The following is a 19,787-nucleotide window of genomic DNA, read 5'->3' on the forward strand; positions in this document are numbered from 1 at the left end:
GGTCGGATGTATCGTCATTGCCATCGGTTCCGGCAGAGCGGGACCTTGCGCGGGGACCGACCGGAAGGCCGGTCGTAGGGTCAGAATGCGACAGGACAATGTCCTCCAGTAAGGCGCGCCGATCCGCGCCCCGGCGCAGGGCGTAGTGGTAGCTTATCACCCCCGGCGGGCAAGCTCAACAAACTGCCGGGGGTTGCGCGCAGCTTGCTGCCGCTACATCAGCCATGCATGATCGGGATCGGCAATGAAGCGCCATTTGCGCAGCGGTCCGGCCATGACATTGAGGTAATACATCGAATACCCATGCGGGGCACCGCAGGGATGATGGCCGCGCGGCACCAGCACCACATCATGATTGCGCACCGTCATCGTCTCATCAAGACTGCCATCTTCGGTATAGACGCGCTGGATGCCGAAACCCTGCGCGGGGTTCAGCCGGTGGTAATAGGTCTCTTCCAGATGGGTGATGCGGGGGAAATCATCCTCATCATGGCGATGTGACGGATAGCTGGACCAATGGCCCGCCGGGGTGAAAACCTCGGTCACCAGCAGACTGTCGGCGACATCGGCATCTTCCATCGCGATATTGTTGATGAAGCGCGCATTGCTGCCCGTCCCGCGCTGCGTCAGCACGATGCCGTCCGGGCCAAGGCGGCGGGCAGGGTGGGTGCCCTTGCCCGGCGCCGTGCAGAGCGCGACGGTGCAGGCCGTGGTGGCACTGGCGCTCCAGTCCTGCCCGGGCGGGATATACAGACAATGCGGCGCGGTTTTTTCAAACACATCCATGCGGTCGCCCATCCGGCCCCAGTCCTGCCCGGCGGCCTGCACATCGGCATGGCCCTCGACCATCACTAGAATTGCCTCATCCCCGCCGGTCTGACCGCTGGCCGATTGCCCCGCCTCAAGCCGGTAAAGACGGAAGCCGACATGGCCCCAGCCCGCATTCGCGGGGGTGACATCATGGACAAGGCCGGTCGTGGCGCCGGGTCTGCGCAGCAAGGGCGACATGGGAAGATCCTTTATTCCGGGTCCTTCGGGTCGAAGGCGATGAAGAACTGATGCGCGCAATAGATCCCTGCGGCACCGAAGAGGATGGCAAAGAAGGGGTTTCCGGTGGCCAGTTCAAAGAGACCCCATCCCAGACAGATGCCGGTCACCAGAATGCGCCGCCAGAGCGGGCGGTAGAACGGGTTATGGACGTCGAAGAATTTCAGCACTGGCCCGCCGTCCCCGTCAGCCCCGTTTTCGCCGCCAGTCGCTTCAGCGTCTGCAGCCCCAGCGTCTGATACAGCAGCGGATTGCGCTGATCCGGCAGTTGTTCCGCCTCGATCACGATCCAGCCATCATAACCCGCCTGCGCCAGCACGGCCAGCAGCGGTTCGAAATCAACTGCGCCTTCCTGATCGCCCGGCACGGTGAACACGCCTTCGCGAACCGCATCCAGAAAGGTCATGTCCTTGGCCCGCGCCTGCGCCATCACCGCGCCACGGACATTCTTGGCATGGAAATGCGCCACCCGTCCCACATGCCGCGTCAGCACCGCGACCGGATCACCGCCGCCGAAATGGCAATGACCCGCATCGAACAGCAGATGCACATGCGGCCCGGTCGCTGCCATCAGCGCGTCAATCTCGGCGGGCGATTCGATGATCGTGCCCATATGGTGATGATAGACCAGCGTGATGCCCTGCCCGGCCAGCCATGCGGCAAATTCCTCAAGCCTTGCGCCAAATGCGGTCATCTCTGCCGGGGTCAGGGGCGGGCGCTGCGACAGGGGCAGGTCGCTGCCATGGATCGCGTTTGAGGTTTCGCAGACGATCATCACCTTGCAGCCATTATGGCGCAGCCGCGCCAGATGCGCCTGACAGGCCGCGATTTCCGCATCCACAGACCGCGTCAGCAGATGGCAGGAATACCAGCCCGAGATGAAGGCCAGCCCATGCGATGCCAGCAGCGCGCGCAGCGCCTCGGGATCCTCGGGCCAGCGATGGCCGTTTTCGATCCCGTCAAAGCCGATCAGTTCGCCCGCCTCATGCAGGATGCGTTCGGTCGGGATATCCGCCCCGATGGAGCGGTCATCATCATTGGCCCAGGCGATGGGATTGGTGCCGAAGCGGATCATGATTGTTCCTTCAGACGGCCCTCAAGCCGGGTTTCATATCCGGCACGGGCGGCGCGGACGGTTTCACGGGGGCTGACCTCGGGCACGGCGACATCCCACCAATGCCCGCCATGCGGGGTGGACGGATAGGGGTCCGTGTCGATCACGATGACATAGGGACCCTTGCGGTCGTGACGCGCGGCCAGCGCGGCCTCAAGCCCGGCAATATCGCTGACGCGCGCCGTCTCGGCCCCCATGCTTGCGGCATGGGCGGCAAAGTCGATCTGCGGCGCATTGCTGATCCGCGCATGGGCGTAAAGATTGTTGAACTCGGCCCCGCCGGTGCCCATCTGCAGCCGGTTGATGCAGCCATAGCCGCGATTGTCGGTGATGACGACGGTGAAGGCCACGCCCATCATCGCCGCCGTGGCCAGTTCGGAATTGGCCATCATATAGCTGCCATCGCCGACCATGCAGATCACGTCACGCTCGGGTTGCGCCAGCTTGATGCCCATGGCGCCCGCGATCTCATATCCCATGCAGCTATAGCCGTATTCCATGTGATAGCCGCCGGGACGCGGGGCTTTCCACAGCTTGTGCAATTCCCCCGGCATGGTGCCTGCCGCGCACATCACCACCGTATCGGGGGTTGAGGCCCGCTGCACCGCGCCGATCACCTGCTGATCGGTCGGCAGGGCATTGCTGTCAGCAGGCGCATCGGTCAGCGGATCGACCAGCGCAAACCAGTCGGCCTTCAACCCCTCGGGCGGGGGCGGCGGGCGATGGTCGCGCAATTCATAGGATAATGCCGTCAGCGCCATGCGCGCATCGGCGCAAAGCGGCTCGGCCCCGTGTTTCATCGCGTCATAGGCCGCGACATTGATCGAGACCAGCCGACGACCCGGATGGCGGAACAGATCCCATGATCCGGTGGTGAAATCCTGAAACCGGGTGCCGACGCCCAGCACCAGATCGGCATCGGCACAGATCCGGTTGGCGCTGTCCGCCCCCGTTACGCCGACCGGGCCGAAGTTCCAGCCGTGATCCCAGGGCAGGGCGGATTTGCCCGCCTGCGTTTCCACGACCGGGATGCCATGGGTTTCGGCAAAGCGGGCCAGATCGTCACAGGCATCCGAGAAATGCACCCCGCCCCCGGCCACGATGACGGGCCGTTTCGCCGCGCGCAGCAGGTCGCGCACGCGCCAGATTTCCGCCTGATCGGGATAGGGGCGGCGAAAGCGCCAGATGCGGGGGGCAAAGAACGTCTCGGGCCAGTCATAGGCCTCGGCCTGCACATCCTGACAAAAGGACAGGCAGACCGGGCCGCATTCGGCGGGGTCTGTCATCACCCGCAGGGTGCGCGGCAGGGCGGTCAGCAGATGTTCGGGGCGCAGGATGCGGTCGAAATAGCGCACCACGGGGCGGAAACAGTCATTCGCGCTGACCGTGCCATCGCCGAAATCCTCAATCTGTTGCAGCACCGGATCGGGGCCGCGCCCGGCAAAGACATCGCCCGGCACGAACAGGACCGGCAGGCGGTTCACATGGGCCAGCGCCGCCGCTGTCACCATATTCGTTGCCCCCGGCCCGATGGAGGAGGTGACCATCATCGCGCGGGTCCGCTGCAACTGTTTGGCATAGGCGATGGCCGAATGGGCCATGGTCTGTTCGTTCTGGCCGCGCCATGTGGGGAAATCGTCACCGATGCCTTCCAGCGCCTCACCCAGCCCGGCGACATTGCCATGGCCGAAGATCGCCCAGCATCCCTCGATGAAACGCTGCCCCGTCTCGGTCTTTTGCACAGACAGCCAGCGCACCATGGCCTGCGCCGCCGTCAGCCGGATCGTTCCGCCCATATCAGTTCCCCCCTTGCACCCGTCAGGCCGCCACGGATGCGGCCGCACGGGCCGCATCCCAGATGGCGCAAAGCCGCGCATAGCGCGCGCGCATTTCCTCAATTGCAGCCTCATCCGCCAGTCCACCCGCCAGCCAGCGCCGCGCGGTGTCGGCAAAGATCGTGCGGCCCACGGCGAATCCCTTCACCAGCGGAAATTCCGCCGCTGTCGCAAAACTGGCCGCCAGTTCCGCCTCGGGCGCGTCCAGCCCCAGCACCACGATGCCGCGTGTATACCGGTCATGCGCCTCGATCGCGGCAATGGCCTTGGCCCATGCGGCGCGGGTGGTCAGGGGTTCCAGCTTCCACCAGTCGGGGAAGATCCCGGCCGCGTAGAAGCGCGAAATCACCGCTGCCGTGGTTTCATCATCGACCGGGCCAACCCGCGACGGAATCACCTCCAGCAGAAATTCCAGCCCGTTGCGCCGCGCCGCCGTGAACAGACGGTTCACCGTGGCAATCTGCGTCTCCCAGATCGCGGCCTCCTCATCCGGGTGGCAGAAACACAGCACCTTGACGACATTGCCGCGCGCCCATTCGCCCAAGCCACCGCAATCGGGGCCAAGCGCCGGTTCCAGTTGCAGCGGATGTGATCCCGGCCATTCCGCAGGCCGCCCGACCCACAGCCCAGTGCCGGTCGCCGCATGAAGCGCGCGCCGCCCGATGCGGTCATCGCACAACACACCGTAACCCGCCCGCCCGGCCTGCACCGCCTGCGCGGCCCGCAGGCACAGATCCTTGAAGGCGGCCCCCTTGGCGGGGGTGTAGCCCGGCATCTCCTCAAGCTGTTTGCGGTGGTCGAAGGCGAAGATGCGGATATCGGCCAGATCGGGGCCATGATTGCGGGCGCGGTTGGTGGACCAGTGGATCTGTTCCAGCGCCGCATCATTGCGCAGATCGGGCCGGATCACGCCACGTTCCAGAAAGAACTCCAGTTCCGCAAGCGACGGATAGGCCGGGGTGCAGCCGTGGCGCGACACCGCAAAGGCGCCGCAGGCATTGGCGTATTTCAGGGCGGTCGGCCAGTCGGTCCCGTCCAGCCAGCCCTTCATCAGCCCCGAGAAGAACCCGTCACCCGCCCCCAGCACATTGAACACCTCAATCGGGAAGCCCGGACCGCTTTGGCCGTCATCCAGACTGTCGGGGATCGCGCCCTCGAACGCGACCGCGCCCGCCGCACCGCGTTTGCAGACCAGCACAGCATCCGACACCGCCCGCGCCGCGCGCAAGGCGGCAATCGTGTCGGTGCTGCCGCCGGCGATATGAAACTCCTCCTCAGTGCCGACGATCAGATCGAAGAAATGCAGATGCGATTGCAGTTTCGCCGTCACCTTGGCGCTTTCGACAAAGCGGCTTTCGCCATCGCCATGCCCTGCGACCCCCCAGAGGTTCGGGCGGTAGTCGATATCCAGCGCGGTTTTCACCCTATGTTTCCGCGCCAGCCGCAGCGCCTTCAGGACCGCCGCCTCGGTGCGTGGATTGCTCAGATGCGTGCCGGTCGGCAGAAGCGCACGGGCCGAGGCGATGAAATCCTCGTCGATATCCGCCTCGCACAGCGCCATATCTGCGCAGTTTTCCCGGTAAAAGATCAGCGGAAACTGATCCTCATTGCGGATGCCCAGCAGGACCAGTGCGGTCAGGCGTTCGGGATCGGTCACGACGCCGCGCGTCTCCACCCCCTCGCGCGCGATCTGTTCGCGGATGAAGCGGCCCATATGTTCATCGCCAACCCGGGTGATGACCGCGGACCGCAGCCCCAGCCGCGCAGTGCCACAGGCGATATTCGTGGGACTGCCGCCGATATATTTGGCGAAACTTCCCATATCCTCAAGCCGCCCGCCCACCTGCGCGCCGTAAAGATCGACCGAGGACCGGCCGATCGTGATCAGATCAAGCTGCTTCATCTTGCAATTCCTCGGGTCGGACGGGGCGGCCTTGCGACCGGGCCATGGCGTGAATGATCCGCTCGATCACCAGACCGGCGGCGAAATCGGGGCCGCAGGGCGGCCCGCCCCCAATGGCGCGGATCAGGTCGCGGGCCTCGATCACCTTCTGTTCGTTGAAGCCGATACCATGGCCGGGGGCCGGGCAGAAGGCGGCGAAATCGGGCTGGTCGGGTCCGGCGACATGGCGGGTAAAACCGGCCTCGCCTGCGCGGTGGACCCAAAGTTCATTCATGTTTTCCTGATCGAAATGCAGCGTGCCCAGACTGCCCTGCACTTCCCATTGCAAGCGGCATTTGCGCCCGCGCGCCACGCGCGATGTGGCAAAAGACCCCTGCGCGCCGCTGGCAAAGCGGATCAGCGCCAGCGCGCTGTCCTCATTCTCCACCGTGCGCGGACCGTCGGGTGCGGGGCGTTCTGGTACAGCAATGGCGGTCAGGGCGGTAACCTCCTCCACCGCGCCCATCAGGGCCACCATGACGCTGACCAGATGGCAGCCCAGATCGCCAAGCGCGCCCAGACCCCCGCCCTGATGCGTCATCCGCCAGGACCAGGGCAAGGCGGGGTCGGCGCTGTAATCCTCATCATAGACGCCGCGAAAGGCCAGCGGCACGCCGATATCGCCCGCCTGCACCATGGCCCGCGCGGCCTGAAAGGCGGGGGAACGGAGGTAATTATACCCCAGCAGCGTAACCTGCCCCGGATGGGCTGCGGCAATCCTTGACATGGCCGCCGCATCCGCCAGCGTCAGCGCCATCGGCTTTTCCAGCCAGACATGTTTGCCCGCGCGCAGCGCCGCCTCGGCCATGGGCCGGTGCAGCCCGTTCGGCGTGGTGATCGACACGACATCCACCGCCCCGTCACTGACCGCCGCCTGCCAGTCCGCCGTCGCCCGGGCAAAACCGAACTGCTGCGCGAAGGCTCCGGCCTGTTCAGGGGTCGCATCGGCAAGGATTTCCAGCCGGGGTTGCGCACCGCCAAAAGTGGCGGCGACATTGCGCCATGCCAGCGCGTGGCATTTGCCCATGAAGCCCGTGCCGATCAGCGCAACGCCAAGCGTCATCACGCGGCCTTTCCGACCGGACCGGCCAGCCGCACCACACGTCCCTGCTGTGCCGATTGCAGCGCCGCATCGGCCAGTTCCAGCGCGCGCAAACCGTCCTCGGTCGTGGTCGGCATGGCCCCGCCCGACTGCAGTGCCGCGACAAAGGCCGCGATTTCGGCTGCATAGGCCGCCGTATAGCGCGACATGAAGAAATTCAGCAAAGGCGCGTCATGAAACCCCTGTGCATCGGCAATCTGGATATTCGCCTCATGCTGGTTTTTCGCGCTGACCATACCGGTGCTGCCCAGAACCTCGATCCGCTGGTCATAGCCATAGGCGGCGCGGCGCGAATTGGTGATGATGGCCTGCCTGCCGCTGGCGGTGCGCAGGATCACGTTGACGCTGTCATAATCGCCCAACTCCCCGATCTTCGGATCGGTCAGGACCGAGGCCTGCGCCGTTACCGTCTCGACCTCCTCGCCCAAGAGCCAGCGGGCCATGTCGAAATCATGGATCGTCATGTCGCGGAAGATGCCGCCCGAGCGGGTGATATAATCATGCGGCGGCGCGCCCGGATCGCGGCTGGTGATGGTGACCATCTCGACCTTGCCGATGCGGCCCGCGTCAATCGCGGATTTCAGCGCGGCGAAATCCGGGTCGAAACGACGGTTGAAGCCGACCATCACCCGGCCTTGGGTTTCCTGAACCACCTTCAGACAGGCGCGCACGCGGGCCGCATCCAGATCCACCGGCTTCTCGCAGAACACCGCCTTGCCAGCGCGGCAGAACCGTTCGATCAGGTCGGCATGGGTATCGGTGGGCGTGCAGATGACCACGGCATCCACATCCGCCGCAGCCTCGATTGCGCTTATCTCGCGGATTTCGCAGCCGTATTTCGAAGATACCGCTGCCGCAGCCCCGGGCAGCGGGTCGGCGATGGCGACCAGCCGCGCGCCTTCGACCGAGGCGATGGCCCGGGCATGAACCTGTCCGATACGGCCCGCGCCCAGAACGGCAAATCTTGTCATTTCGGTCACTCCAAGAGGGCGCGTCGGCGCCGGATGTCACAGGGTTTTCGGGTGCTTACAACACGCCGTCAACGGCATATTTGGGCTGGGTCAGCGCCCCGGTGATATAGGCGACGACTTCCTCACCGGTCACATCGGCAGCGCGCAGATTGGCGCAGATCCGGCCGCGCCGGAACACCACGATCCGGTCGCACAGATCCATCACCTGCCGCATGTTGTGGCTGATCAGGATCAGCGGTTCACCCTGCGATTTCAGCGTGCGGATGATGTTTTCCACCTGCGCGGTCTCCTGAACCCCCAGCGCCGCCGTCGGTTCGTCCATGATCGTCAGCTTGGAATGAAAGGTCGCCGTGCGCGCGATGGCCACGCATTGCCGCTGCCCGCCCGACATGTTCTGGATCGTGTTGCGGATCGAGGGGATCTTGACCCCGGTTTTCTCAAGCGCGGCAATCGTATCGGCATGCATCGCCCGGTAATCCAGCCGCCGGAACGGGCCAAGCCAGTTCCATTTCGTGCGTTCGCGCCCCAGAAACAGGTTGTCGGGCACATCCAGATGATCGGCAAGCGCAAGGGTCTGAAACACCGCCTCGATCCCGGCCTCCCGCGCATCCAGCGGTCCCTTGAACGCAACCCGCGCGCCGTCGAAATGGATCTCGCCCCGTGTCGGCTGCTCCACCCCGGTGATCTGGCGCACGAAGGTCGATTTGCCCGCGCCGTTGTCGCCCATGATGGCGACATGTTCGCCCTTCATCAGGGTGAAATCAGCCCCTTCCAGCGCGTGGACACCGCCATAATGCTTGGTCAGGCCCCGGGTCTGCAGGATTACATCGCTCATATCCACTCCCTCCGCTTCACGACCGCTGGGCCGCGCGGCGCTGGCGCCACTGGTCCAGAACCACGGCGCCGACGATGATCGCGCCCTTGGCCATTTCCTGATAATAGGCATCCAGCCGCAGATAGGTGAAACCAGACAGGATAACCCCGAAGATCAGCGCGCCCAGCGCCGTGCCGATGATCGAGCCACGCCCGCCCTGCAGGGAAATCCCGCCGATCACCGCCATGGCAATCGCGTCCAGTTCATACATCACGCCCATGCCGGCCTGCGCGGTCAGGTTCTTGGAACTCAGTACGATGGCGGCAATCGCGGCCAGCGCCCCGGCAATCGTGTAAACCAGCGTCAGATGCCGCTGGACATTGATCCCCGACATGCGCGCCGCATCCATATTCGACCCGATGGCATAGGTATGCTTGCCGTAAACCGTATGGCGCATGACCAGATAGAACAGCGCGGCCAGCACCGCGAAGATATAGACCGGCGTCATTCCGGCCCCGATTGCGGCATAGCTGTCGGTCGGAAAGGAAACCGGCTGGCCCATGGTCCACCATTTCGCAACGCCGCGCGCGGTCACCATCATGCCCAGGGTCGCGATGAAGGGCGGAATGCGCGTATAGGCGACCAGAAGACCGTTGATCAGCCCGGCAACCAGCCCGCAGATCAGCCCGATGACCACCGGCACCAGCACCGGCAGATCGACCCAGCCCTGTTCAAAGAACACAGCGCGGGTATTGGGGCTGCCATTCACCTCGGCCACCTGCGCGAAACTCATCGCGATCATGGCCGTGGCCCCGACGATGGACCCCGATGACAGATCAATCCCGCCCGTCAGGATGACCTGCGTCACCCCCAGCGCAATGATCCCGACAATCGCGACCTGCAGAATGATGATCTTCAGCCGCGCCTCGTTGAAAATGCTGTCGAACCGGCCCTGCGTGTCGAAAAGAAAACTTTGCCCGTTCATATAGGGCAGAATCTGGCCCAGCACCTCGAACACCGCGACGATCAGGATCAGCGCCAGAAAGACGTTCAGTTCCGGCGGCCTGTGCCGTTTCGCGTGGTCATATTTCAACCCGCCCGTTCCCAAGGTTGCCCCTGTCATCGCACCCTACTCCCCCAATTTTTCAGGAACCCGCTCTTTCAGAACCCGCGGGACGGCGGGCCTGCCGCCGCCCCATTTTGCGGATCCGTGCCGCGCCGGTCGGATCAGTTCGCGCTCAGGTAATCCGCGACAGTGTCGGGGGTCACCAGTTCGAAGGGGATATAGACCATCGAGTCCACCGCCTCACCCGCCACAAGGTCCAGCGCCGCCTGAAGCGCGCCACCGCCCTGCCCGGCCGCATTCTGGAACACCGTCACATCCAGATCACCCGCCTGCATCGCGGACAGCGCGTCGCGCGTCGCATCCACGCCGGTCACAACGACATCCTCCATCGCGATGCCCGCCGCCTTCATCGCCTGCACCGCGCCGATGGCCATTTCGTCATTATTGGACAGGACCGCATCGAATTCCTGCCCCGAGGACAGCCAGTTGGTCATCAGGTTCTGCGCCTCGTCGCGCGACCAGTTGGCGGTCTGACGGTCGATGACCGACATGAAGCTGCACATGTCGGTGGCAAGGATATCGTCGAAATCCTTGGTGCGCTGCACGGCGGCCTGATTGGACAGCTCCCCCATCAGGATATAGACATTCGCGCCGTTCGATTTGCCTGCCGCGCGCAGCAGTTTGCAGGCCTCGAACGCGGCCAGGGTGCCGGATTCGATTTCGTTCGATCCGACAAAGGCCTGACCTTCCGGCAGGCTGTCGGCATTGACCGGCTGGCGGTTGACATAGACCAGCGGCACGCCCGCGCTGGCGGCGGCGGCACTCATGGCCTCGGTGGCCGAGGTGTCGACCGGATTGACGATGATCGCCGCCACACCCGAGGCGATGAAATTGTTGATCTGGTCCAGTTGCCGGGCGACATCATTCTGCGCATCCTCGACCTGAAGATTGACGCCATCCATCCCGGCGGCGCTTTCGACCATGCCATTGCGCAGCACGGTCAGGAAATTGTCGTCGAACAGCGCCATCGAGACGCCGATCTCCTGCGCCTGAACCGACGTCGTCAGCAGGGCCGCCGCCGCCGTGGCGGCAAGAAGGGTCTTCTTCATGTTTCTGGTTCCTCCCGTTATCGGTGTCCGGCGCACCGTGCTTACCTGCCGGAATCTCCTTCCCCTCAGCCGGTTCTTTCAGCGACCGCGCGGGAAAGGTGGTCGAACGACCGGCGCAGGGCCGGCAGCGGTTCGCTCAGCGCCTGAATCCCGGGCGCGAAACACTCGTAACTGAACTCACCATCATATCCGGCCCGGATCAGCGCAGCGATCTGCCCCGCATTGTCCAGCCGGTCGCGCCCGTCGACCAGAACGCGGTGGTGATCCTCCATCCCGTCAACCGGCAGGTCGGGATGCACCACGCCCGAGACATGGACGAGGCCCGTCTCGGTGGCGTAAAGCGGCCCTCCCCCGGCAAGATGGTGGTGGAACGTGTCATGCACGATGCGAAACTGCGCCCCCATCCCCAACGCCCCGATCTGTTCGACCAGTTCCGATTTCTGCCGCAGGGATGAGCGCGCAAAGCCCAAAGGCTCTACCAGCGCCACCATCCCCGCCTTTTCCAGCAATGGCTGGCATCCCTCCAGCGCGGGACGCAGATCGCCCGGCGCACCGTCATTGCGCGGGATCAGGCTGATGCTTTCAGCGCCTGCGCGCTGCGCCAGACCGATCAGCGTTGCCACCTCGGCAGCGCGGGCCGCATCCCAGCAGTTGAACGGATAAACCTGACTGAGGCCCAGCAGGCGCAGACCGCGATCCCGCAGCATCGCCTGCACCTGCCCGGGTGCCTGCCCGTCGAAAACCGGACGGCCAAACCCGTCCAGATCATTGCGCAGCTCGACCCCGGCACAGCCCAGATCCCGCGCCAGATCCAGAAAGGCAGGCAGCGGCAGATACGGTGCCGTCATCTGGTTCAACGCGAATTTCATGGCCGTTCTATCCCCCGACAGGATGCCAGACCCTGCTCTCTGGGACAGGACGCTGACCTGCAGGGGGGATTCGGTCAATCTTCACACCACGATTTCACGTCATTTCTGACGTTAAATTCGCAGGCTTGAATGACGTTTTTAAACCATTTCCGGAACGATGATCCGCGGATCAAGGAAATGCTGCCCGGCGATCCCGGCATCCTCACCCCGCGCCGCACGCAGCATCAGTTCCATCAGATCGGTGCAAAGCTCGGCCAGCGGTGTCGAGATGACGGTGGTGGCATAGCCATCGGCCAGCGCGGCCCGGCTTTCGGCGGTCAGTTCGTTTACCACCAGCGCGATACGCGGGCTGGCATGAACCTCGCGCAGCGCCGCGATGGCCCCTTCCATGCCGCCCCCGGCGACATAGATCCCCGCCAGATCGGGATGCCTGCGCACCAGATCCAGCGTCGCCTCATAGGTGAATTGCCGCGTCTCCAGATTGACCAGCGTTTCCAGCATCGAAAATTCCGGCGCGTTTTCCCGCACATAGGACCGGAAACCCACTTCGCGCAGATCATGCCCGTGCCAGCGGTTGCCCCCGACAAAAACCGCCAGCTTGCCCGGCCGCCGCACCCGCCCGGTGATCGTCCAGGCGGCGATGCGGCCGATCTTCATGTTGTTCAGCCCCAGATAGTTGCGCCGCACCCCTTGGGCAAAGTCATTGAGAAGGGCAAAGACCGGCACGCCCTCGGCCTGCAATTCCTGCACGGCTTGTGTCAGGCGCTGATGGTTGACCGCCACCGCCGCCACTGCATCGCATTTTCCCGCCAGCAGGCGCAGTTCCGCCGCGAAATCCTCGGGCGACTGGGAGGACGCATAGCGGATCACCGCGCGACCGCGTATATCGTTGCGCGCCTGCAGCGCCGCCTCGATCTCCTGCGCGAAATTGCGGTAGAACTCCTGCGCTTTCTTGATCAGCACGAAGCCAAAGGTCATTTCGGGCCGTGCGGCATCCAGATTCTGCGAAAGCCGCCCCCGCGCGTGATAGCCCACCCGATGCGCGGCCTCGGCAATCCGCCGCAGCGTGTCTTCACGCACCCGCATCCGCCCGTTCAGCGCACGGTCGACCGTGGTGACGCTGATCCCCGCCTCACGGGCGACATCCTTGACGGTCGGGCGACGGGCCATGACGGATATTTTCTGCATATGACGAATTCACGTCATACTGCCAAGCCCCCGCCTGCCTGACAAGCCCCACCGTCAGGCCCCGGCCCTTTCATCCTGGCAAAAATACCTTCGGGGGTGAGCTGCACTTTCTGCGGCAAGGGGGCAGACAGCCCCCTTGCCCTTATTCCGCCGCGACAAACAGCCGGTCCAGAATCGCGACCAGCGCCGCCACATCGGTTTCGGTAAAGGCGTCGGGGCTGTCGCTGTCCAGATCCAGCACCCCCAAAAGCCGCCCCGCCCCGTTGCGCACCGGAATGACCAGTTCCGACCGCGTGGAGGAAGAACAGGCAATATGACCCGGAAAGGCCTCGACATCCGGCACAAGCTGCACCTCGCCGGTCCGCGCCGCCGCCCCGCAGACGCCGCGCGAAAACGGGATGGTCAGACAGCCATGCCCGCCCTGATAGGGCCCGATTTTCAACATCTCCGGCCCGGTCACGCGGTAGAACCCGGTCCAGTCGGAACGTTCATGCGCGTGGTGCAGTTCGCAGGCGATGGTCGCCATCAGCGCCACCGCATCCGTCTCGTTATGGCACAGCGCGTCAAGATCCCGCGACAGGGTTTGATAATCGGGCATGGTCTTTCCTTCTAAAGGCTTCAGGGGCGCTCAATGGCGATGGCCGTGCCTTCGCCACCGCCGATACAGATTGCTGCCACACCGCGCCGCAGGCCCCGCGTCTCCAGCGCATGCAGCAAGGTCACGATGATCCGCGCGCCCGAGGCGCCGATCGGATGGCCCAGCGCGCAGGCACCGCCATTCACATTGACCACATCGGACGACAGCGCCATTTCACGCATGAAGGCCATCGGCACCACGGCGAATGCCTCATTCACCTCCCACAGATCCACATCCGCAACATCCCAGCCCAGCCGCGCCAGCAGTTTCCGCGCCGCCGGAACCGGGGCTGTCGGGAAATCGGCAGGGGCCCCGGCATGGCTGGCATGGCCCCGGATCACCGCCCGCCGCGGCAACCCCGCCGCCGTGACCGCCCTGCGCGATCCGACCAGCAGCGCCGCCGCCCCGTCGGATATGGAAGAGGAATTTGCCGCCGTGACCGTGCCCTCCTTGCGAAAGGCCGGTTTCAGCAGCGGGATCTTTTCAGGCCGCGCCGTGCCGGGCTGTTCATCCTCGCGCACCGTCACATCGCCCTTGCGGCCCGCCACGGTGACCGGCGTGATCTCGGCCCCAAAGGCGCCGCTTTGCTGCGCCTCCAGCGCCCGGGTCAGCGACCGCAGCGCATAATCATCCTGTTCGGCGCGACTGAAGCCGAAAGCGCCCGCGCAATCCTCGGCGAAGCTGCCCATCAGACGGCCCCGGTCATAGGCATCCTCCAGCCCGTCCAGAAACATGTGATCCAGCACCTGACCATGGCCGATCCGCGCCCCGGTGCGCATTTTGGGCAGCAGATAGGGCGCCTCGGTCATGCTTTCCATGCCGCCCGCAACCACAAGGTCCGCCGATCCCGCGCGAATGCGGTCATGGGCCAGCATCACCGCCATCATGCCCGATCCGCACATCTTGTTCAGCGTGGTCGCCGGAACGCCCTGCGGCAGGCCCGCCGCGAATCCCGCCTGCCGGGCCGGGGCCTGCCCCTGCCCCGCCGGCAACACGCAGCCCATAATCAGATCATCAACCTGCCCCGGGTCCGCGCCGCCCAGCGCCGCGCGAATCGCCGCACCGCCCAGAACCGGCGCTGCCACGCCGCTGAATGCGCCATGAAACCCGCCCATCGCCGTCCGGGCCGCCCCCGCGATCACCACATCTGCCATCTGCGCCCCCCTGTTCGCCGCTTACCGGATGCTAACGAACAGGGTCTAGGCTGCAACCATCGAAACCGGGGAAGGACCGAAAGAATGGAGATTGCGGCACGGAAACACGGCCCGCTGCTGGAGGTTACGGTAATGGAAAACCGCATCGACGCGGCCTGCGCGATCCAGTTCAAGGAACGCATGCGCGAGGTGACGGAAACGCCGTCGGACCGGGTGCTGCTGGATCTGTCGCAGGTGCAGTTTCTGGACAGTTCCGGGCTGGGCGCGGTCGTCGCCGTGCGCAAGCATCTGGGGGAGGAGCGGCCGCTTGATCTGACCGGCCTGACGCCGACGGTGCAGAAAGTGTTCCGCCTGACGCGGATGGATACGGTTTTCACCATCCTGCCCTCTGGCGGATTGCGCGACGCGGGCTGACATGACGGGCACGGCAGAACCCGGATCGACCGGATTTACCAGAATGACGCTTACCTCCGATCCCGCCTCGGTGCGTGCGGCGCTGGAACGGTTGTTTTCGCATCCTCCGTTCAGCGATCTGGACGCAGATCTGCGCGGCACCGCCGAAATTGTCATGGCCGAGATCCTGAACAATATCGTCGAACATGCCTATGCCGGAGAGGGGGGGCGGATCGAGATGGCGCTGCAGGACGGGGAAGGCGGGCTGCACTGCAGCATTTCAGATCGCGGGCGCCCCTTTCCGCTGGGCGAGCCTCCGGCGGGTGGGCTGCCGGACCTGTCGGATGACCTGCCAGAGGGAGGATTCGGCTGGGCGCTGATCCGCGCCTATGCCGAAGATCTGAACTATGAACGCCGCGATGGCTGGAATCATCTGCGGTTTCGCATCGGCCCCGGATTACCTGCCTGAACCGGACTAATCCCCCCTGCCCGCAAGAATCGTTGCACAACCGGAAACACCGCCCTGAAATTGCCTTGAAGGATTCATTTTGCCGCCTTTGACTGGCGCGATTCTCAGGGTGTAGCTGCAAAACGGCTTCCCTCGGCGTCTCGAATAAATGCCCCCACCCAGCTCGGGGCGCCGAGGTTCTTCCCTCTTGGAATTCCACCCGCCCGACTCTAGCCTCTGGCGAAAGAGGAGGATGCGCGATGCGGGATTTCCAACTGCCGGGCCGGTCCGGAGTTTATGCCACAAACGGGATCTGCGCGACCTCGCATCCGCTGGCGGCGGGCGTCGCGCTGGATGTGCTGAAATCGGGTGGCAATGCGGTCGATGCGGCCATTGCAGGCGCGGTGCTTCTGGGCTTTTGCGAACCGCAGATGACCGGGCTGGGCGGCGACTGCTTCGTGCTGTTCAAACTGCCCGGATCGGAACAGGTCCATGCGTTGAACGGATCGGGCCGCGCGCCGATGGGGCTGGATGCGGCGGCGCTGCGCGCGCGCGGGATGACCACCATGCCGCTTTACGCGCCCGAGGCGGTGACGGTGCCCGGTGCGGTCGATGCCTTTTGCCGCCTGTCTGCCGATCACGGGCGTCTGGGTCTTGCCGACAGCCTTGCCCCCGCGATCCGCTATGCCGAGGAGGGCGTGCCCGTCGCCCCCCGGGTGGCAAGCGACTGGGCCGAGGCCGCACCGCTGCTGCAGGGCCGGGCGCGCGAAACGCTGCTGGCCGATGGCAAGCCGCTACGACTGGGTCAGCTGTTCCGCGCCCCCGGTCAGGCCGAGGTTTTGCGCCGCATCGCGAAACAGGGCCGCGCGGGGTTTTATGAGGGCGAAGTGGCCGAGGATATGGTCGCGTCATTGCGCGCGCTTGGCGGCTGCCACACGGCCGAGGATTTTGCCGCCACCACCTGTGACTATGTTGCCCCCGTTTCCGGCCCCTATCGCGGGGTGGATCTGATCGAGCATCCGCCGAACGGGCAGGGGGCGACCGCGATCCTGCTGTTGAAGATCCTTGCGCATTTCGACATGGCCGCGATGGATCCGCGCGGCGCCGACCGCATCCATATCGAGGCCGAGGCCACGAAACTGGCCTATGACGCGCGCAACCGCTTCCTCGCCGATCCCGACCACACCACGCGGCTGGACCATATGCTTGCCGATGAAACCGCCGCCCGTCTGGCAGCCCTGATCGACCCCGGACGCGCCATGGCCGACCCTGCACCCCTGACCGAGGCGGTGCATAGGGATACGATCTATATCACCGTGGTGGATCGCGACCGCATGGCGGCGTCGCTGATCTATTCGGTCTATCACGCGTTCGGGGCCTGCCTTGCGTCGGACCGGTTCGGCATCAATTTCCAGAACCGGGGCGCGGGCTTCACCCTGACGCAAGGCCACCCGAATGAGGCGGCAGGCAGCAAGCGCCCGATGCATACGATCATTCCGGGAATGCTGGCCGAAAAGGGCCGCGTGACGATGCCCTTTGGCGTGATGGGCGGGGCCTATCAGCCGACGGGCCATGCGCGGCTGGTTTCGAACATGGTGGATTACGGGCTTTCGCCGCAAGAAGCGATGGACCTGCCCCGGGCCTTCAGCGGTGTGAAGGGGATGGAGGTTGAACGCGGCTATGGCGATGATGTGCGTGCCGATCTGGCCGCGCGCGGGCATAAGGTGGTTGAACCCGAGGTGCCGCTTGGCGGGTCGCAGGCCATCCTGATCCATGAAAGCGGCTTGCTTGAGGGCGGATCGGACCCGCGCAAGGATGGCTGCGCGCTGGGGTATTGACGGCGAGTGGTGATCCCGCCCTTTGTCAGGAGCGATGCTTTGGCAAACCGCTGAGATGCCGTTGCGATTGGCACGGGTGGGGAAAAGCACCGCTTTTCCCCGCCCGCAGCGCGAGCGTTGCCCCGGGACCAGCAGTCAAGAGAAACACCGGAGGACAGCGCCTGCCCGGGCGGAAGCGAAGCGCCCGCCATGGGGCGGGCGGGCGCTGTCCGGCGGCCTTGAGGCCACCGGATGGCAAGTAGAAGCGTTCCACATGGCCGGGGCCATGGCCCCGGCCAAAGAAAGGACCACGAGGACCTTGTCAGCAGCCTGTCAGGGCTGCTGCGCCATACGCGACCCCACCACCGACACGCCCAGAACCTCCAGCGCCTTCGCCTCGATCTGCGCGGCGTCAAGGCCCGCCACCTGATACATCGCATCAGGGCTGGCCTGATCTATGAATGTATCGGGCAGCACCATGGAGCGGAATTTCAGCCCCCGGTCAAACACGCCCTCATCGGCCAGAAGCTGCGCGACATGACTGCCGAAACCGCCAATCGCGCCTTCCTCGACCGTCAACAGAACCTCATGGTCCGCCGCCAGCCGCAGAATCAGGTCGCGGTCCAGCGGCTTGGCGAAGCGCGCATCGGCCACGGTCGGCGCGATGCCCCGCGCGGCCAGCGCCTCGGCGGCGCGCAGGGCCTCCCCCAGCCTTGTGCCGAAGGACAGAATCGCAACGCGCGCGCCTTCCCGCATCACCCGGCCCTTGCCGATTTCAAGCGGGATGCCGCGCGCAGGCATCTCGACGCCCTCACCTTCCCCCCGAGGGTAACGGAAGGCGATGGGGCCATCCTCATGCGCGGCGGCGGTGGCGACCATATGCACAAGCTCGGCCTCATCGGCGGCGGCCATCACCACCATGCCGGGCAGATTGGCAAGGAAAGCCACATCGAAGGCGCCCGCATGGGTCGCGCCATCCGCGCCGACCAGCCCCGCCCGGTCAATGGCAAAGCGCACCGGCAGGCGCTGGATCGCCACATCATGCACGACCTGATCGTAGCCACGTTGCAGGAAGGTGGAATAGATCGCGCAGAAGGGTTTCATCCCCCCCGCCGCCAGCCCGGCCGAAAACGTCACCCCATGCTGTTCGGCAATGCCCACATCGAAACAACGGCGCGGAAAGCGTTCGGCAAACAGGTTCAGCCCGGTGCCATCGGGCATTGCTGCCGTCACCGCCACGATCTTTTCATCCCGCGCGGCCTCATCCATCAGGGCCTGCGCGAAAACCTTGGTATAGGCGGGGGCGTTGGGGGTGGCCTTGGCCTGTTGCCCGGTCAGCACGTCGAACTTGCCGGTCGCATGGCCCTTGTCACGGGCGCGTTCGGCGGGGGCATAGCCCTTGCCCTTTTTCGTGATGACATGAATCAGGATCGGCCCCGTCGCCCGCGCCCGCGCCGTGCGCAGCACCGGCAGCAACTGGTCCAGATCATGCCCGTCGATGGGGCCCAGATAGGAAAAGCCCAGTTCCTCAAACATCGTGCCGCCGACGGCCATGCCCTTGAGCATTTCCTTGGCCCGCCGCGCGCCTTCCTGAAAAGGTTCGGGAAGCAGGCTGACCGCACCCTTGGCCGCCGCCTTCAGATCATGAAAGGGCGACCCGGAATAAAGCCGTGTAAGGTAGGACGACAGCGCCCCGACCGGCGGCGCGATCGACATTTCATTGTCATTGAGGATGACAAACAGCCGTTTCTTCAGCCCACCGGCATTGTTCATCGCCTCAAAGGCCATGCCGGCCGACATCGCGCCATCCCCGATCACCGCGACCGCATCGCCCGGATCGCCGCCCAGATCGGCCGCGCAGGCAAAGCCCAATGCCGCCGAGATCGAGGTGGAACTATGCGCCGCGCCGAACGGGTCATAGGCGCTTTCGGATCGTTTGGTGAAACCCGACAGCCCGCCCTCGGTCCGCAGGGTGCGGATGCGGTCGCGCCGCCCGGTCAGGATCTTGTGGGGATAACATTGATGCCCGACATCCCACACGATCTTGTCGCGCGGTGTGTCGAATACCGCATGCAACGCCACGGTCAGTTCGACCACGCCCAGCCCCGCGCCCAGATGCCCGCCGGTAACCGACACGGCGGAAATCGTCTCGGCCCGCAAGTCATCGGCAAGCTGACGCAATTCGCGGTCGCTCAGCCGTTTCATGTCCACCGGCAGGGTGACACGGTCAAGCAGGGGCGTTTTCGGGCGGTTCTCGGCTTCGGTCATGGGGTCGCCTGTT

General features: G+C 65.0%; 18 protein-coding genes. 3 read left to right on the forward strand and 15 right to left on the reverse strand.

Annotation, left to right across the window (positions count from 1 at the left end):
* Nucleotides 1–213: 213 nt before the first annotated feature.
* The 14 genes from iolB to JL811_RS05435 all read right to left on the reverse strand — a co-directional run bounded on the left by iolB (nucleotide 214) and on the right by JL811_RS05435 (nucleotide 14,848).
* Nucleotides 214–1,008 carry a 5-deoxy-glucuronate isomerase gene (iolB, locus tag JL811_RS05370; protein WP_202687470.1) on the reverse strand — a complete coding sequence of 265 codons (795 nt, stop codon included), beginning with the start codon at nucleotides 1,006–1,008 and terminating at the stop codon, nucleotides 214–216.
* A gap of 11 nt (nucleotides 1,009–1,019) precedes the next feature.
* Nucleotides 1,020–1,217, reverse strand: coding sequence for a hypothetical protein (locus JL811_RS05375; RefSeq protein WP_202687471.1), 198 nt, complete (start codon nucleotides 1,215–1,217; stop codon nucleotides 1,020–1,022).
* Nucleotides 1,211–2,122: a myo-inosose-2 dehydratase gene (iolE, locus tag JL811_RS05380; RefSeq protein WP_202687472.1), complete on the reverse strand. Its 912-nt coding sequence runs from the start codon at nucleotides 2,120–2,122 to the stop codon at nucleotides 1,211–1,213. The genes JL811_RS05375 and iolE overlap by 7 nt, the downstream gene beginning before the upstream one ends.
* Entirely contained in the window at nucleotides 2,119–3,957 is a 1,839-nt protein-coding gene (iolD, locus tag JL811_RS05385) for a 3D-(3,5/4)-trihydroxycyclohexane-1,2-dione acylhydrolase (decyclizing) (RefSeq protein ID WP_202687473.1), read from the reverse strand. The genes iolE and iolD overlap by 4 nt, the downstream gene beginning before the upstream one ends.
* 22 nt (nucleotides 3,958–3,979) lie before the next feature.
* Nucleotides 3,980–5,899 (reverse strand): bifunctional 5-dehydro-2-deoxygluconokinase/5-dehydro-2-deoxyphosphogluconate aldolase, encoded by a 1,920-nt coding sequence (locus JL811_RS05390; protein WP_202687474.1) that lies wholly within the window; start codon nucleotides 5,897–5,899, stop codon nucleotides 3,980–3,982.
* Complete coding sequence (locus JL811_RS05395) at nucleotides 5,886–7,001, reverse strand: Gfo/Idh/MocA family protein (protein ID WP_202687475.1); 1,116 nt, start codon at nucleotides 6,999–7,001, stop codon at nucleotides 5,886–5,888. The genes JL811_RS05390 and JL811_RS05395 overlap by 14 nt, the downstream gene beginning before the upstream one ends.
* Complete coding sequence (iolG, locus tag JL811_RS05400) at nucleotides 7,001–8,011, reverse strand: inositol 2-dehydrogenase (protein ID WP_202687476.1); 1,011 nt, start codon at nucleotides 8,009–8,011, stop codon at nucleotides 7,001–7,003. Before iolG ends, JL811_RS05395 begins: the two co-directional genes overlap by 1 nt.
* A 55-nt stretch (nucleotides 8,012–8,066) precedes the next feature.
* Nucleotides 8,067–8,846, reverse strand: a complete 780-nt coding sequence (locus tag JL811_RS05405; protein ID WP_202687477.1) for an ATP-binding cassette domain-containing protein — start codon at nucleotides 8,844–8,846, stop codon at nucleotides 8,067–8,069.
* Between the two features lie 16 nt (nucleotides 8,847–8,862).
* Complete coding sequence (locus JL811_RS05410; RefSeq protein ID WP_202687478.1) at nucleotides 8,863–9,948, reverse strand: ABC transporter permease; 1,086 nt, start codon at nucleotides 9,946–9,948, stop codon at nucleotides 8,863–8,865.
* A 104-nt stretch (nucleotides 9,949–10,052) separates the two neighbouring features.
* The gene (locus JL811_RS05415) at nucleotides 10,053–11,000 is read right to left on the reverse strand and encodes a sugar ABC transporter substrate-binding protein (RefSeq protein ID WP_202687479.1); all 948 of its coding nucleotides are present in this window, start codon (nucleotides 10,998–11,000) and stop codon (nucleotides 10,053–10,055) included.
* A 65-nt stretch (nucleotides 11,001–11,065) separates the two neighbouring features.
* Nucleotides 11,066–11,869 (reverse strand): TIM barrel protein, encoded by an 804-nt coding sequence (locus JL811_RS05420; protein ID WP_202687480.1) that lies wholly within the window; start codon nucleotides 11,867–11,869, stop codon nucleotides 11,066–11,068.
* Between the two features lie 138 nt (nucleotides 11,870–12,007).
* On the reverse strand, nucleotides 12,008–13,057 hold the full coding sequence (locus JL811_RS05425; protein WP_237684820.1) for a LacI family DNA-binding transcriptional regulator: 1,050 nt from the start codon (nucleotides 13,055–13,057) through the stop codon (nucleotides 12,008–12,010).
* Between the two features lie 142 nt (nucleotides 13,058–13,199).
* On the reverse strand, nucleotides 13,200–13,655 hold the full coding sequence (locus JL811_RS05430) for a GAF domain-containing protein (RefSeq protein ID WP_202687481.1): 456 nt from the start codon (nucleotides 13,653–13,655) through the stop codon (nucleotides 13,200–13,202).
* 20 nt (nucleotides 13,656–13,675) lie between these two features.
* Nucleotides 13,676–14,848, reverse strand: a complete 1,173-nt coding sequence (locus tag JL811_RS05435) for a thiolase family protein (RefSeq protein ID WP_202687482.1) — start codon at nucleotides 14,846–14,848, stop codon at nucleotides 13,676–13,678.
* Nucleotides 14,849–14,932: 84 nt separating this feature from the next.
* On the opposite strand from JL811_RS05435, the gene JL811_RS05440 reads away from it, so the two are divergent.
* The 3 genes from JL811_RS05440 to JL811_RS05450 all read left to right on the forward strand — a co-directional run bounded on the left by JL811_RS05440 (nucleotide 14,933) and on the right by JL811_RS05450 (nucleotide 17,527).
* Entirely contained in the window at nucleotides 14,933–15,262 is a 330-nt protein-coding gene (locus tag JL811_RS05440) for an STAS domain-containing protein (protein WP_202687483.1), read from the forward strand.
* Between the two features lie 43 nt (nucleotides 15,263–15,305).
* On the forward strand, nucleotides 15,306–15,710 hold the full coding sequence (locus tag JL811_RS05445) for an ATP-binding protein (protein WP_202687484.1): 405 nt from the start codon (nucleotides 15,306–15,308) through the stop codon (nucleotides 15,708–15,710).
* 239 nt (nucleotides 15,711–15,949) lie between these two features.
* Entirely contained in the window at nucleotides 15,950–17,527 is a 1,578-nt protein-coding gene (locus JL811_RS05450) for a gamma-glutamyltransferase family protein (RefSeq protein ID WP_202687485.1), read from the forward strand.
* A gap of 312 nt (nucleotides 17,528–17,839) precedes the next feature.
* Here the strand turns inward: JL811_RS05450 and dxs are convergent, their stop codons facing one another.
* The gene (gene dxs / locus JL811_RS05455; RefSeq protein ID WP_202687486.1) at nucleotides 17,840–19,774 is read right to left on the reverse strand and encodes a 1-deoxy-D-xylulose-5-phosphate synthase; all 1,935 of its coding nucleotides are present in this window, start codon (nucleotides 19,772–19,774) and stop codon (nucleotides 17,840–17,842) included.
* Nucleotides 19,775–19,787 lie beyond the last annotated feature (13 nt).

Source organism: Szabonella alba, assembly GCF_016765775.1.
In the GTDB taxonomy this organism is placed as follows: domain Bacteria; phylum Pseudomonadota; class Alphaproteobacteria; order Rhodobacterales; family Rhodobacteraceae; genus Szabonella; species Szabonella alba.

What these genes read in the sequence shown, in the direction of transcription:
- iolB (WP_202687470.1), bottom strand. Translation starts at nt 1,008, where the DNA reads ATGTCGCCCTTGCTGCGCAGACCCGGCGCCACGACCGGCCTTGTCCAT.
- iolE (WP_202687472.1), bottom strand. Translation starts at nt 2,122, where the DNA reads ATGATCCGCTTCGGCACCAATCCCATCGCCTGGGCCAATGATGATGAC.
- iolD (WP_202687473.1), bottom strand. Translation starts at nt 3,957, where the DNA reads ATGGGCGGAACGATCCGGCTGACGGCGGCGCAGGCCATGGTGCGCTGG.
- JL811_RS05390 (WP_202687474.1), bottom strand. Translation starts at nt 5,899, where the DNA reads ATGAAGCAGCTTGATCTGATCACGATCGGCCGGTCCTCGGTCGATCTT.
- JL811_RS05395 (WP_202687475.1), bottom strand. Translation starts at nt 7,001, where the DNA reads ATGACGCTTGGCGTTGCGCTGATCGGCACGGGCTTCATGGGCAAATGC.
- iolG (WP_202687476.1), bottom strand. Translation starts at nt 8,011, where the DNA reads ATGACAAGATTTGCCGTTCTGGGCGCGGGCCGTATCGGACAGGTTCAT.
- JL811_RS05405 (WP_202687477.1), bottom strand. Translation starts at nt 8,846, where the DNA reads ATGAGCGATGTAATCCTGCAGACCCGGGGCCTGACCAAGCATTATGGC.
- JL811_RS05410 (WP_202687478.1), bottom strand. Translation starts at nt 9,948, where the DNA reads ATGACAGGGGCAACCTTGGGAACGGGCGGGTTGAAATATGACCACGCG.
- JL811_RS05415 (WP_202687479.1), bottom strand. Translation starts at nt 11,000, where the DNA reads ATGAAGAAGACCCTTCTTGCCGCCACGGCGGCGGCGGCCCTGCTGACG.
- JL811_RS05420 (WP_202687480.1), bottom strand. Translation starts at nt 11,869, where the DNA reads ATGAAATTCGCGTTGAACCAGATGACGGCACCGTATCTGCCGCTGCCT.
- JL811_RS05425 (WP_237684820.1), bottom strand. Translation starts at nt 13,057, where the DNA reads ATGCAGAAAATATCCGTCATGGCCCGTCGCCCGACCGTCAAGGATGTC.
- JL811_RS05430 (WP_202687481.1), bottom strand. Translation starts at nt 13,655, where the DNA reads ATGCCCGATTATCAAACCCTGTCGCGGGATCTTGACGCGCTGTGCCAT.
- JL811_RS05435 (WP_202687482.1), bottom strand. Translation starts at nt 14,848, where the DNA reads ATGGCAGATGTGGTGATCGCGGGGGCGGCCCGGACGGCGATGGGCGGG.
- JL811_RS05440 (WP_202687483.1), top strand. Translation starts at nt 14,933, where the DNA reads ATGGAGATTGCGGCACGGAAACACGGCCCGCTGCTGGAGGTTACGGTA.
- JL811_RS05445 (WP_202687484.1), top strand. Translation starts at nt 15,306, where the DNA reads ATGACGCTTACCTCCGATCCCGCCTCGGTGCGTGCGGCGCTGGAACGG.
- JL811_RS05450 (WP_202687485.1), top strand. Translation starts at nt 15,950, where the DNA reads ATGCGGGATTTCCAACTGCCGGGCCGGTCCGGAGTTTATGCCACAAAC.
- dxs (WP_202687486.1), bottom strand. Translation starts at nt 19,774, where the DNA reads ATGACCGAAGCCGAGAACCGCCCGAAAACGCCCCTGCTTGACCGTGTC.